At 59.0% G+C, this 13,997-nt stretch carries 12 protein-coding genes; 5 read left to right on the top strand and 7 right to left on the bottom strand.

The annotated features are described in order from the left end of the window. Positions 1-159 precede the first annotated feature (159 nt). From mltG to gmk, 3 genes are all read left to right on the top strand, one after another. Positions 160-1,374 carry an endolytic transglycosylase MltG gene (gene mltG / locus AC13RC_RS03485; RefSeq protein WP_113351698.1) on the top strand — a complete coding sequence of 405 codons (1,215 nt, stop codon included), beginning with the start codon at positions 160-162 and terminating at the stop codon, positions 1,372-1,374. Between the two features lie 110 nt (positions 1,375-1,484). Next, positions 1,485-2,372, top strand: a complete 888-nt coding sequence (locus tag AC13RC_RS03490) for a YicC/YloC family endoribonuclease (protein ID WP_488556499.1) — start codon at positions 1,485-1,487, stop codon at positions 2,370-2,372. 3 nt (positions 2,373-2,375) lie between these two features. Further along, entirely contained in the window at positions 2,376-3,038 is a 663-nt protein-coding gene (gene gmk / locus AC13RC_RS03495) for a guanylate kinase (protein WP_488556500.1), read from the top strand. A gap of 6 nt (positions 3,039-3,044) precedes the next feature. On the opposite strand, the gene rsmA is transcribed toward gmk, so the two are convergent. The 7 genes from rsmA to AC13RC_RS03530 form a co-directional block, all read right to left on the bottom strand. After that, positions 3,045-3,872 carry a 16S rRNA (adenine(1518)-N(6)/adenine(1519)-N(6))-dimethyltransferase RsmA gene (rsmA, locus tag AC13RC_RS03500; protein ID WP_488556501.1) on the bottom strand — a complete coding sequence of 276 codons (828 nt, stop codon included), beginning with the start codon at positions 3,870-3,872 and terminating at the stop codon, positions 3,045-3,047. Next, entirely contained in the window at positions 3,872-4,897 is a 1,026-nt protein-coding gene (gene pdxA / locus AC13RC_RS03505) for a 4-hydroxythreonine-4-phosphate dehydrogenase PdxA (RefSeq protein ID WP_488556502.1), read from the bottom strand. Before pdxA ends, rsmA begins: the two co-directional genes overlap by 1 nt. 6 nt (positions 4,898-4,903) lie before the next feature. After that, on the bottom strand, positions 4,904-5,848 hold the full coding sequence (locus AC13RC_RS03510) for a SurA N-terminal domain-containing protein (protein ID WP_069616195.1): 945 nt from the start codon (positions 5,846-5,848) through the stop codon (positions 4,904-4,906). A gap of 310 nt (positions 5,849-6,158) precedes the next feature. Next, the gene (locus tag AC13RC_RS03515; RefSeq protein WP_113329081.1) at positions 6,159-8,552 is read right to left on the bottom strand and encodes an LPS-assembly protein LptD; all 2,394 of its coding nucleotides are present in this window, start codon (positions 8,550-8,552) and stop codon (positions 6,159-6,161) included. Then, positions 8,553-9,638 (bottom strand): LPS export ABC transporter permease LptG, encoded by a 1,086-nt coding sequence (gene lptG, locus AC13RC_RS03520; protein ID WP_113329080.1) that lies wholly within the window; start codon positions 9,636-9,638, stop codon positions 8,553-8,555. Next, positions 9,635-10,813 (bottom strand): LPS export ABC transporter permease LptF, encoded by a 1,179-nt coding sequence (gene lptF / locus AC13RC_RS03525; RefSeq protein ID WP_113329079.1) that lies wholly within the window; start codon positions 10,811-10,813, stop codon positions 9,635-9,637. Before lptF ends, lptG begins: the two co-directional genes overlap by 4 nt. Positions 10,814-10,915: 102 nt before the next feature. Next, positions 10,916-11,698, bottom strand: a complete 783-nt coding sequence (locus AC13RC_RS03530; RefSeq protein ID WP_488556503.1) for a phosphatase PAP2 family protein — start codon at positions 11,696-11,698, stop codon at positions 10,916-10,918. A 202-nt stretch (positions 11,699-11,900) separates the two neighbouring features. Between AC13RC_RS03530 and AC13RC_RS03535 the strand changes: the two genes are divergently transcribed. Both AC13RC_RS03535 and AC13RC_RS03540 read left to right on the top strand, forming a co-directional pair. Beyond that, positions 11,901-13,397 (top strand): leucyl aminopeptidase, encoded by a 1,497-nt coding sequence (locus AC13RC_RS03535; RefSeq protein WP_488556504.1) that lies wholly within the window; start codon positions 11,901-11,903, stop codon positions 13,395-13,397. 135 nt (positions 13,398-13,532) lie between these two features. After that, positions 13,533-13,982, top strand: a complete 450-nt coding sequence (locus AC13RC_RS03540) for a DNA polymerase III subunit chi (protein WP_488556505.1) — start codon at positions 13,533-13,535, stop codon at positions 13,980-13,982. Positions 13,983-13,997 lie beyond the last annotated feature (15 nt).

Genomic DNA, 13,997 nt, shown 5'->3' on the forward strand with positions numbered 1-13,997 from the left:
CTTGATTGTTGCTGCGCCTTCGTCTTTCTCGGGAATGTGGTGCGGGAACGCCTGATCGGTCGAAGTCGGAGCCTCGAGCTCCGCCTTATCTTCTGAACCTGCTTTTTGCCGCATTGCTTGGCCAAAGAGCAGGCAATCACAAAAAGGAAGGGATTGCCGGTGAGCGATACGAACCAGAGCAACGGAACTCCGAACGGGCAGAAAGGACCGATTATCCCGAAATCGGCGAATGAAGCCTTGCGTCCGGAGCGTGTTCCGGATCCGCCGAAGCGTTCGCGCAAGGCCCGTAGCCAGATGGTCATCTTCCTGAACTTTCTGATGACGCTTGCGGTTTTCGTCGCCGTTGCCGCCATCGGCGGCGCCTATTACGCGTTTTCGATCTATCAGGGTCCCGGTCCTCTGACGACCAACACCAATTTCATCGTGCGCAATGGTGCTGGCCTCAGCGAGATCGCCAACCGCCTGGAATCCAATAATATCATCACCGATCAGCGCATCTTCCGCTGGTTGACGGCCACCTATCTGCGTGATGGTGAAACGCTTCGCGCCGGCGAATACGAGATCAAGGCCGGCGCTTCCATGAAGGACATCATGGAGCTGCTGAAGTCCGGCAAGTCGATCCTCTATTCGGTTACTCTGCCTGAGGGCCTGACGGTTCGGCAGATGTTCAACAAGCTGCAGGCCGATGTTGTGCTGGAGGGCGATCTGCCGTCGGCCCTGCCGCCGGAAGGCAGTCTGAGACCGGACACCTATAAGTTCACGCGCGGCACCAAGCGCACCGAAATCGTTCAGCAGATGGCGGCGGCACAGGCCAAACTGGTCGATCAGATTTGGGAGAAGCGCGATTCCAGCGTCCAGCTGGCGAGCAAGCAGGATTTCATTACGCTGGCTTCCATGGTGGAGAAGGAAACCGGTGTGGCGGACGAACGCGCCCATGTCGCTTCCGTCTTCCTGAACCGGTTGGGCAAGGGTATGCGCCTGCAGTCCGACCCGACGGTCATCTATGGCCTCTTCGGTGGTGAAGGAAAGCCGTCCGATCGCCCCATCTACCAGTCCGACCTGAAGAAGGACACGCCTTATAATACCTACCTCATCAAGGGCTTGCCGCCGACGCCGATCGCAAATCCGGGCAAGGATGCTCTGGAGGCCGTCGCCAACCCCTGGAAGACGCAGGACCTCTATTTCGTGGCGGATGGCACCGGTGGACATGTCTTCGCCGCAACGCTGGACGAGCACAATGCCAATGTCAGGCGCTGGCGCAAGCTGGTTGCCGAGAAGGGCGAAGATCCCAGCGCCATTGCCGTTGATGGTCAGCCCGACGATGCTGCCGTAGCCCCCGGTTCGGGCACGCAGCAGAAGAAGAAGACCAACTAATCCTCGCCACGCCGTGGTCTGCATAGAGTGCCCGGCGTGGATTCACTTTACATTGGCCCGTAATCCGAAGATTTTCGATGGATTGGGGATAGGAACTATCGGAGGCTTGCATGGCGTTGCAGTCCATGACCGGCTTTGCCCGGCGTGAGGGAACGAGTGGTCGTGGCCGCTGGGCATGGGAACTGCGCTCGGTGAACGGCAAGGGGTTGGATATCCGCCTGCGCTTGCCGCCAGGCCTGGAGCGCCTCGAAACTGATGTCCGCAAGTCGATCGCGGATCGGCTCTCGCGCGGCAATCTTCAGGTCAGCCTGTCGCTCTCGGTGGAAGAAAGCCGTATCGAGGTCGTCGTGAACCAGGATGCGCTGACGGCGGTCCTGGCGCTACGCGATCAGCTGGCCGGCATCGTGGATCCCGCTCCGCTGCGCCTGGAAAGCCTGATGGCTGTGCGCGGCCTGGTGGAATTCAAGGAAGCCGAGGAAGACGAGGACGCCGTCGCCGCGCGCGACGCAGATATCATGGCCGGCCTCGAGGCGGCACTCGCCGATCTCCGCGACATGCGCCGGCAGGAAGGCGATGCACTCGGCAAGGTTCTGCTCGGTCATGTCGCGACGATCGAGGCGCTGACATCAACGGTCGAGCGCGATCCGTCCCGTTCCCCGCAGGAAATTGCTGCGAGACTGGCGACGCAGGTTTCGATACTTCTGGACGGCTCGTCGGGCCTTGATCGTGACCGGCTCCACGCCGAAGCTGCCCTTCTCGCCACCAAGGCCGATCTGCGGGAGGAGATCGATCGCCTGAAGGCCCACGTGGCCGCCGCGCGCGATCTGATCTCCAAGGGCGGCCCTGTCGGCCGCAAGCTCGATTTTCTTGCACAGGAATTTAACCGGGAATCGAATACCATCTGTTCGAAATCGAATGCAGCGGCCGTGACTGCCGCCGGCATCGAGCTGAAGGTAGTCATCGACCAGTTCCGCGAACAGGTCCAGAATTTGGAGTAGGCCATGAAGCCGGCGACATCCACATCCATTCCGATCGCCCGCCGGGGGTTGATGCTTGCCATCTCCTCGCCCTCGGGAGCCGGCAAGTCGACGATCGCGCGCACACTGCTCGACAAGGACAAGCAGGTGAGCCTCTCGGTCAGCGTCACGACGCGGCAGCGCAGGCCGAGCGAAATCGAAGGCGTGCACTATCATTTTGTCTCGCCGCGCGAATTCGAGCGTCTGCGCGATTCCGACTCCTTGCTCGAATGGGCCGAGGTGCACGGCAATTTCTACGGCACGCCACGCGAGCCCGTGGAGACGGCGATGTCGGAAGGCCGCGACATGCTCTTCGACATCGACTGGCAGGGCGCCCAGCAGTTGCAGGAGAAGATGCCGGCAGATGTCGTCTCCATCTTCGTGCTGCCGCCGACTATGACGGAGCTGCAATCGCGGCTGCATCGCCGCGCAGAGGATTCCGAAGAGGTCATCGCCATGCGTCTCGCCAATTCCAGGGCCGAGATCGCTCACTGGCGCGAATACGACTATGTTATCGTCAATGACGATCTGAACATTGCTTTCGACGCGGTTCAGTCGATCGTCAAGGCCGAGCGCCTGCGCCGCGACCGTCGGCATGGCATGTTCGATTTCGTCCGCGGTCTGCTGGAAGAGACGCCGAAGCTATAAAGCTGGTTACAGGCAGTTTGCCAGCCGGCAGAATTCTTCTACCGAAAGCGTTTCGGCGCGGCGCTGCGGGTCGATATCGGCCTTTAGCAGCAGGGCTTCGCCGCCAAGCGGCTTGAGGCTCTGTCGCAGCATCTTGCGGCGCTGGCCGAAGGCGGCCTGGGTTACCTTCTCCAGCTTGTCGACGGCGCAAGGATTAGGGTTTTCCCTCGGCGTCAGATGCACCACGGTCGAGGTCACCTTGGGCGGCGGCGTGAAGGCCTGTGGCGGCACGTCGAAAGCCATGCGGGCCTCTGTCCGCCAGCCGCAGAGCACGCCGAGCCGGCCATAATGATCGTCATCTTCCTGCGCCACGATCCGCTGGCCGACTTCCTTCTGGAACATCAGGGTCAGGGATTGCCAGAAGGGTGGCCATTGCGCCGGCAGAAGCCAGTTCACCAAAAGCTGCGTCCCGACATTATAGGGCAGGTTGGCGATGATCTTCACCGGCCCTTGCGGGGCAAGGGAGGCAAAATCCGTCTTCAGCGCATCGCCTTCGATCACCTCTAGTCGGCCCGGATAGTGATCGGCAATTTCGGCCAACGCCGGCAGACAGCGCGCATCGCGCTCGACGGCGATGACCTTGGCCGCACCGAGCGCCAGGATGGCGCGCGTCAGTCCGCCCGGCCCAGGCCCGACCTCGAAAACGGTGACGCCCTCAAGTGATCCGGCTGTGCGCGCGACCTTCTGGGTCAGATTGAGGTCGAGAAGGAAGTTCTGGCCAAGCGCCTTGCGCGCATCGAGGCCGTGGCGTTGGATTACATCGCGAAGGGGCGGCAAGCCATCGAGAGCGGCCATCAGGGGTTGTTTCCGGTCGTGCTGCTGATTTCGCTGGCCAGCTTCAGCGCAGCGACAAGGCTGTCTTCCTTGGCAATACCTTTACCGGCGATGCCGAAAGCCGTGCCGTGATCCGGAGACGTGCGGACAAAAGGTAAGCCGAGCGTGACATTGACGGAATCGTCGAAGCCGAGCGCTTTGGCCGGGATCAATGCCTGATCGTGATACATGCAGATGGCTACATCGTAACGTCGACGGGCGTCGTCATGGAACATGGTGTCGGCGGGCAGGGGCCCGAATGCGTCGATGCCCTCGGAGCGGAGCCTGTCGATCGCAGGCCGTACGATTTCGTCGTCTTCCTTGCCGAGCGCGCCATTCTCTCCCGCATGCGGATTGAGACCGGCAACGGCAAGACGCGGCTTGCAGATGCCGAAACGGACGCGGAGGTCGTGATCGGTAATCCGGCAGGTTTCGGCGATCAGATCGGAGGTCAACGTTTCAGGCACCTCCTTCAGCGGAATATGGATGGTGACTGGGATCGCGCGAAGCTTGGGACCGGCAAGCAACATGACCGGCATGACCGGCTTTCCAGTGGCGCGCGTTGCAAGATCCGCCAGGAATTCCGTATGGCCGGGAAAGCCGAAACCGGCGTCATAGAGCACCGATTTGGCGATCGGATTGGTGACGACTGCGGATGTCCGGCCGCTCATGCTGAGGGAAACGGCCGTTTCGATGGCGGCAATCGTACCTTTTGCGGTCGCCACATGCGGCTCGCCGGCGATGATATCCATGCCAGCGTCGATCGGCAGGATCGGCAGCGCATCGGGAAAGATATTGCAGGCATTCGCCGGATCGGCAGTCGCAAGCGGTACGGTCAGGCCGAGCTGAGAAGCTCGCGCCTCAAGCACGGCGGCATCGCCAAGAAACAGGAAGGGCGGCAGATCCAGCTCGCGGCGGTGAAGCCAGGCGGCGAGGGTGATGTCGGGACCTATGCCAGCCGGATCCCCCTGCGTGAGCGCGAGGGGGAGGGAGGAGCGCGGTGGCATCGTCAATCAGCGATAGACGATCTGCGCCTTGGAGCGCAGCTCATCCATATACTTCTTGTCATTGGCGCTCACACCCGTTGCCTTGTCCTTACCGATATCCTCGGCACGGAACACGGCAGCGGCGGCGACGTCATCATTCACCTGACGTTGCGAGCAAATGGCGACATATTCGACGCCGCGATCGGTTACGATCGGCGTGGTCGTGTTGCCGGATGCCTTCTCCAGGAGCGGCTTCCACATTTCCGGAACTTCTGGTGCAAGGACGCGGCCAAGGTCCTGGACGGAGACATCACGCATGGTCGCGGCGAAAACCTTTGCCTGGTCGCAGCCCGGGAACTTCGACCGCGATGCTTCGGCTTCCGCCTTGCGCTGATTCAAAATGGCGTTCCGCTTCGCAGCCGGAACGACGAAGACGATCTGCTTCAGGAAATATTCCGTCGTGACCGGCTTCGTCTTGTTTTCCGTCATGCGCGTCACGAGATCGTCGTTCGACATGCGGCTTCTTGCGCCGAAACGTGCATTGACGACCCGCGGCCAGCTCATGGAAACGGCGATATAGGATTTGAAGTGATCGACGCCGACGCCGGCCTTTTCGAGAATCTGGCTAAGCTGTGCCGGTGTCATCTTGTTGCTGGAGGCGAAACGGCCGAAGGCGGCATCGACGTCCGTCGTCGAAACGGACATGCGCAGGCGGGAGATCTCCGCGCGCTTCAGCGTTTCGTCAACAAGCTGCTCTTTGGCAAGCTTGTTCAGATCGCCTTTCTGGCGCTGCAATTTGAGGAAGGCGACGCGCCTGGCTATGTCGCCGGATGTGATTACCTGGCTATTGACGAGGACTTTCACTTCGCTTGCTGCGAAAGCAACATCGCTGCTCGGCACGGCGAAGCTCGCCATAACCAAGGCCGCGGCTCCGAACAACAGAGCGCGCATCGGTGTCTTTCCAGAAAACATCAATTACCCCTTCCCAAAGGTATTTCCTGCCAGCATGGCGCCGTTTTGGTGCGTCTGTCGGCGCAATACGGCAACTTCGCGCCACATGTCTACATCAAGCGCGATGAATTGCAAAATCCTTGCGGCGAAACAATGACACGACAGCGCCGCGCGTCATATGTGACGCGCAAAGGTCGTTGTAGTATTTTAAATCTGCCGCGCAATTCCTTAAATCGATCCAGATTTAAGGAATTGCGCGGTAGGCAGCGGCCAACCGCATCCATGCAAAAGAGCCGGCGATAAAGCCGGCTCTCTGCAGTTTCGATTCAGATCAGAATGTTGCGTCCTGAACGCTGCCGAGGTTGACGTCGCCAAGCGTACGGAAGGTCAGGCGAGCGCCGATCGACCAATTGGTGGCCGAGCTGGCTGTCGAATCCTTCTTGTCGAGGAATGACACGGTGAAGATCGTGCATTCGTCCTCATAGGAAAGACCGACGCCCTGGCGAGTGATCTCATTGCTGTTGAGATCATAGCTGACCGTGCCGAAGACGGACCAGTATTCCTTGAACTTGATCTGCGCGCGCGACTGGATTTCGTCCTGATTGCTGGTGAAACCATATTGCGGCTGGGCCGCAATATGCGTGTAGATCAAGGATGTCTGGAACACATCGTTCGAGAAGCCGACTGCCGTATCCCCGCGACGGAAGGCGAAATCCTTCTCGTCGAAGCGGTAGGACTGCGACAGCGAAATGCCCTGCGGCGTCGTCAAGCCGAACATGGTGACATAGTCAGAACGGGTGGTTTCAAGTCCCGAATCCGAACCTGCACCGACCAGATCGTCGGTCGCAAAGGAGTTGCGTCCCGCGAGCTGATAGGACTGTCCGAAAATATGCTGCAGTTTGTAACCGCTGTCGAAGCTGGCGGTGTAGCGCCACCCGACATTGGCACGCGTGCCGCCTTCAATGCGGTCGAAGCCCGAGAACTTGTCACGATCAAACAGGTTGGTCGCATCGAAGACAAAGCTCTGCGCGTCTTCATTCGGCAGCCGTCCGGCAAGTTGCTCGTCCGGGCGCACATAGATCTGTGCGATCGGCTCGAACACGTGGGTGCTATTGCTTGTCGTAATGAGGAACGGATACTTGGCTTCGAGACCCAGGGTCGCCATGCCGCGCGCGGCATAGTCGCTGTTGTCATAATTGCCGGAGTAGGTGTTGGCCGCCGGCCCGTTCATGTCCAGGCCGTAGACGTCGCCGCGAAGTGCTGCCAGCGGCGTCAAAACCAGACCCTGATCCGTGGTGAAGGTACGCTGCCACTGCAGCTCGGTGCTCAGACGCGTATAATCTCCGGAAAGACCGAGGTAGCGGTCATTCAGACTGGCGTCGCCGAGATTTGCGACATTATCGAGCACAGACGTCTTATCACGCGACAGATGCGTGAAATTCATCGTTGCCGACAGCTCGCCTCCGTAAACCGAGTTCGGATCGACATAGTGATAATCGACGCTCGGATAGACATATGCCTGCTGCTTCTGCGCCGTGGCGTTATCGTCTGTGTCCTGCACGTTATAGTAGAAGGCGCGCATATCGAAGAAATTGCGCTTTCCGATGCCGGTCAGATAGGCTTGGTTCGTATGGGTGCTCTGGTTGAGACCATCCAGGCCATAGGTGCGCGAGAAGTTATTATCGCTCTGCGCCATGACATCCCAGCCGAAAGTCCAGCGAGGATTGATCCTGAAATCTGCCTTGGAGCTGATCATGCCGCGCGTTTTGTGCTCGGCATCGGTCGTACCGGCCGTGAAGGCGTCCGGATTCATCTGGCTGATGCCGGCAACACGCAGGGTGTGAGTACCGTTCTCGAAGCGCTGGCGGAATTCACCTTGGAGCAGCAGACCCTGATTGCTGTAGCCCGTAGCGGTGACCGTCGCATCCATGCTCGGCGAGATGACGTAATAATAAGGAACCGTTACACCGACGCCGAGACGCTGGGAGACAGTCACCGACGGAAACAGGAAGCCGGACTTGCGCTTGACCGTATTGTCGGGAACCGTGACCCACGGAACATAGGCGATCGGCTGTCCGAACAACTCGAAACGGGCGTGCTCGAGACGAATCGTGTGTGTCACGCCGTTCTGGACGACACGCTGTGCCTTGACCTGCCACAGTGGCGCGCGGCCTTGCTCGGAACAGGCCATGCAAGCGGTATAGACGCCCTTTGTGAGAATCAGCTGATTGCCGCCGACCCGCTCGCCCTTTTCGGCGACCATACGGGTGTTGTCGGGCATTTCGATGCGCAGAGCGTTGACGAAACCGTCGGAGAAGCTGTCGGTGACGTCCATTTTGTCACCGTACATGCGATTGCCGTCCGGGGTGATCAGCTCGACATTGCCGAGAGCCGTCATCCGCCCGGATTTCTGATTATATTCAACCTTCTGGGCGACCATTCTATAGCCGCCATAGTTGATCTGGACCGCACCCGTCGCCGTGACGATCTGCGTATCCTTGTTATAGACCAATTCGTTGGACGAAAGGACTAGCTTAGAGCCTTCCGGCACCTTCACCTTGATAGGGGAGGTCGCAGCGCCGGCGCCGCCATTGTTGGTGTTGGCATTATTATTATTGGCCTGGGCGTAAGCGACGACCGGACTCAAAATATATGCACACGCGGCCGTGCCCGTAACGAGGGCAGCCACATACTTTCTGATACTCTTGCGGTTGCCTGCCGCCACTTAGCCGTCCTCCTGATGAAGCAGGATCGTTGCCCCGAATGCCAATGCGACGATCACGGGTATCCATGCCGCCACGTAGGGAGGAACCACTCCGCTGCTCCCGAATGCCTTTACAAGCACGGTGACAACATAAAGCACGAAGCCGGAGAGGATTCCACCCAGAATCACAGAGCGCGATTGATTGAATCTACTGAATTTTAGGGACACGGTTGCCGCAATCAGAGTCATTGCCACGAGAAGGAATGGCTGTGACAGCAGCGAATGAAACTGTGTCTCAAGTGCGTTGGTCGAGATGCCGAAGGAGCGTGCGACCTTTATTCGATTAGAAAGATCATAAAAAGCAATGGTTTCCGGTTGCGCCAAACGTTGCGAGACGAAATCCTGTTTCAGATTCGTACGGACCTGTATCGAATTTTTGTGATCCGGAATTTCGCCCGGCCGCCGTTCGACAACATTGTTAAGAAGCCAGTAACCATCTTCCAACTTTGCCGAGTCCGCATCCTGTCGCAGGACGATATTTCCCTGTGAATCGAAGTGGATAAACACGACGCCCGTCAGGGTCGTTCCGTTATTCAGAATGGCCTTTGCACCAATGATCGTGTCGTCTTTTCCGTTGGACTGGCGCAGCCACGGAATCGAAAGTGTATTGCGATAGGACGGGTCGCCGCGCAGATCGGCTTCGATCGCTTCGGCATGTCGCTGGCCCCATGCTGCTACCGGATTGAGGGCAAGCATGGTCAGAAGCCCGACGCAGAAAGCCCCCATCAGAAAGGGCGTCATGAACTGCCAGACGGAAATGCCGGCAGCGCGTGCGATAACCAGCTCGCGGCGGCGATTGAGGGCGATCAGTACCGTCATGCCCACGAAGAGCGCGATGAACGGCACCGTCTGCTGCAGGATGAATGGCAGTCTGACCGCCGTCATCAGCAAGCCGATGGAGACGGTATAGCCGGGCAGGCCGGCAAGCCGCCCAGCGGTCTCGCTGAAATCGACGAGATAAACGATCGAGAGGACGCCGAGGAAGAACCAGAACGTCGTCACGATGTAACGCGTGAAGAAGTAGCGCCCGAGCGTGCCGAAAATCATGCACCGCCCCCGTTCGAGCTGCCTGGTGCGGTCGGCATGCGGTCCTGAACTCTTTGCCGCCAGTTGCTGAGGCGGTTGCGGATCGAGACGGGCATCGTCATCTTCCGGTTCCGCAGCAAGAGGATGATCGCGATAAGCGCCGCGATGATATTGATTGCGTAGAGAACGCCGATGAATTTGGCTGAATGGTCGATCTGGTTGGCAGCGTAGAAATCCGCCCAGCGCAACGCGAAGGATAGGGTCAGCGCCGATACCATCGGATGTAGCCGCGCCTCGCGATGTGATCGCGCATCACCGGCGATAACAAGCGATATCAGCGCAAAGATTGCCGGCAGCGCCCAGTCGTTGAGGCGGCGATGCAATTCGGCGCGGTAATCGCCAGGTCTTTGCTTGTAGTCCGGATCGTTCGTATCCGGATTGAACAGGAAGCCGAGGCTGCGGTCGCTGGCGCGCGCATTTGCCTGGCCGCGGCTTTGCGTCATATCCGACAAGTCGAAGGAGTAGGAATCGAACTTGATGACCGAGACGCTACCATCGGGCGTCTTGCGGTGCACCTCGCCATCCTTCATCAGCAGCGACGTACCGCTCGGATCGACGGCGCCTTCCTTGGCATAATAGATGAGGTCAAAGGCTGGGTCGCGGGAATCGACGACGAACAGCCCCTTCAGGATTCGTCCCGAAAGGCGCTGCGAGATCTGCACATAGAGCCCATCCTCGATGCGCCGGAAGTTCTTCTCTTCGATCACGGTGGACAGAAGATCGGCATAAGCTTCGGCCACCATCTGGCGGGCGGCAACGCGCGCTCTCGGCTCGACGACATTGTCGACGAAAAAGGAGAAGACGCTAATCGCAATGGCGAGAATCATGATCGGGCGGATGATGATGCTGCGCTTCGCGCCGGCAGCTTCCATGACGGTCAGCTCGGAATCGCTGTTCATCGCCGTCAAGGTCTGCGTGATGCCGATGACCAATGCGAAAGGCAGAACGATCGGGATGATCGTCGGCAGAATGAGCGTCGCGAGCTTCGCAAACGAGCCCATCGACTGGCCGCTATCGGTCACGAGATTGATGCGTTGCAGGACCTGGGTGGTCCAAATAATGGCGAGCACTGGCAGCAGCGCTACCAGGAACATCATACCGACACGCCGTACGATATATGTCTCGAATAACTTCATGCCGGCCCTTAAACGCAACAGCTGCCGAACGAGCCGACAGAGATTCACCCTCCTCTACGCTGTTTACGTTTTTTTGGCGACAACCAACTCGAAAAAAATTCGTTAATTTTCCGAGATTCTTCTGTCGTGTGTCGTTTGGGATAAAGCGAGCAGCGCGGCGAATATGACAAGCGAGGAAAGCCAGCCGAGGACGGCATCGGAAAGATAGTGTCCGCCAAAGGCTATTCTAAGTGCCGGAATCAGCAGCGAAACTGCCGCGATCGGCAGGGCGGCCGCCGATCGGAACGGCTGCGGAATGATGAGGATCAGACAGAACAGCCAGCCTGCCGCTGCTGCTTCGCCCGAGATGAAGGAACAGTTGCTGACACATTTGCCGGCGAAGGATCCGGCATGCACGAAGTCGAGCGTGCCGCCGAAGAGATCGGTCTGTCGTGGGCGCGGGCGCCCGGAGAAGGCTTTCAGCCACAGATTGACGATCAGCACCGGCCCCAAGAGCAGGGAGCCGAGCGCAACCTTGAGATTGCGGGCTCTCAGCGCGTTGAAGGTTGCGCCGTGATCCTGCCAGCATCTGAGAAGCATCCAGAGCAGCACGAAGGCGACGACGTAGGGTAGCTGAAAGAATATTTCCCTCAGCAGGCGCATGTGCTGATCGCCGCTATAAGGGAAAATGCCGCAGATCTGATCGGGCTTGGTGCTTCCGAGGCATTGCTGCGGTTGGAAGAACATGGTCGCGACGCCGAGATCGATCTGTGGGAAAAGTGAAAACAGTCCCAGCAAAGCCCACCAGAGACAGAAGAGAGCGATGAAGGCATCACCTGCCGTGCGCGGCCGTAGAATCTCTGGAAAGCGATCTTCGCGATTGAGGCTGTTGAAATCTATGATCAAGGCGGCTTTCCGACAAGAATTGCGCCGCCGAGGCGGCTAAAACACCATCGCGTATAGTCTAGCCTCGCTAAATGACAGGGATTTGAAGCCGCCAACCGCCATATATAAGGAATGCAACGCCAAACGCTTGTATTCCTTAGCCAGACCTTGAATGATGGTTGTGCAAAGTTCTCTCACTACGACGCATAATATCGGAGCAGAAATGTCTGTGAAATTCGAGATTTCCTTCGCCAAGTCAGCTCGTCTCAGCGGCGGTCTGGCTATTCTCCTGAAAGGAACGGACAGTGAGCTGCCGGCTGGTGCCGAAAGCGCCGATCCGGCGAATGTTTTCGCCAAGGCGGCGCCGGTATTCGGCTTCAAGAGCAAAGCGTTGAGTAGTCTGGATATCATCGCGCCCGAAGCCTCGCCCGTCGACCGGATCATCGTCATCGGTGCCGGCAAGGCCAAGGACCTCACCGCGCACGACTGGCTGAAGCTTGGCGGCACCGCCGCTGCAAAAATCCGCAACACGGAGAAGGTCGCGATTTTCCTCGATGCACCCAGCGTCGAAGTCGGACCAAAGGAAGCGGCCGATTTTGCCCTGGGCATGCTTCTGCGTGCCTACAGCTTCGATACCTACAAGACGAAGAAGGGCGATGAGGACGAGAAGGGGGCCTCCCGCAAGGCGGTGAAGGTGACGATCGTTACCCAGGAAGCGGCTGCGGCCAAGAAGCTCTATGCGACCTCCGAAGCCGTAGCCGGCGGCGTGATTCTCGCGCGTGATCTCGTCAACGAGCCGCCGAATGTTCTCGGTCCCGTCGAGTTTGCGGCCAAGGCCAAGGAATTGGAGAAGCTTGGCGTCGAGATCGAAATCCTGACGGAGCGTGAGATGCGCCGGCTCGGCATGGCGGCCCTGCTGGGCGTCGCGCAAGGGTCGGCCCGGCCGCCGCGGCTGGTGGTCATGCAATGGAAGGGCGGCAAGGCGAAAGACAAGCCGGTCGCCTTCATCGGCAAGGGCGTCGTCTTCGACACCGGCGGTATCTCCATCAAGCCGGCTGCCGGCATGGAGGAGATGAAGGGGGACATGGGAGGGGCTGCGGCCGTGACCGGCCTCATGCATACGCTTGCCGCGCGCGAAGCCAAGGTCAACGCCATCGGCGTCATCGGTCTTGTGGAAAACATGCCCGACGGCAATGCACAGCGCCCGGGCGATATCGTTACCTCCATGTCCGGCCAGACGATCGAGATCATCAACACGGATGCCGAGGGCCGGCTCGTTCTCTGCGATGCGCTTTGGTACACCAACGACCGCTTCAAGCCGCAGTTCATGATCAATCTGGCGACCTTGACCGGCGCGATCCTCGTCGCGCTCGGCAATTTGCAAGCCGGCCTGTTCTGCAATGACGACAAGCTGGCGGGCGAGCTGACGGCGGCAGGCCTTGTGACCGACGAGCGCCTTTGGCGCATGCCGCTCGGCAAGGACTACGACAAGATGATCGACAGCAAGTTCGCCGATATGAAGAATACCGGTGGACGCCACGCAGGTTCGATCACCGCTGCCCAGTTCCTCAAGCGCTTTGTCGGCGACACGCCCTGGGCGCATCTCGATATCGCCGGCACGGCGATGGGCTCGGTTCAGGACGAGATCAACCAGTCCTGGGGTTCCGGCTTCGGCGTGCGTCTGCTCGATCAGCTGGTCCGCGCCAACTACGAATCGTAACCAGCCGGATTTTGTAGGATAGAGCCTTTCCGCTTTTCTTCGAATCGCGAAAACGCTCTATCCTTTTTTTTCCGACGCAATTCCGAACGGAAAACCGCTTCGCACTTTTCCTGGAATTGCTTTAGAAGAGGCGTCATGACCGACGTTCTCTTCTATCATCTGACGGAATCGAAGCTTGAAGACGCCCTGCCGCCGCTGATCGACAAGAGTGTCGAACGCGGCTGGCAGGTGGCTGTGCAGATGCGCGAGCCGGCTAGGTGCGATCTCCTTGACAGCCATCTCTGGACCTATCGCGAGGACAGCTTTCTGCCGCATGGCACCGATGAAGATGAGATGGCAAGTCGCCAGCCCGTGCTGCTGACGATTTCGCCTGATAATATAAATGATGCCACCGTACGTTTCTTCATCGACGGCGCTGAGGTGACGGATGTCGGAGCCTATCAGCGTGTCGTGCTGATGTTCGACGGTTACGATCAGGAACAGTTGGAAAGCGCGCGGGCCCAATGGAAACGCCTGAAAGGCGAGGGGCATAACCTCACCTATTGGCAGCAGACGCAGGACGGCCGGTGGGAGAAGAAGGCCTGACCTTTTTCCCCTCGT

The organism is Martinezella sp. CNPSo 3890 (assembly GCF_057784455.1).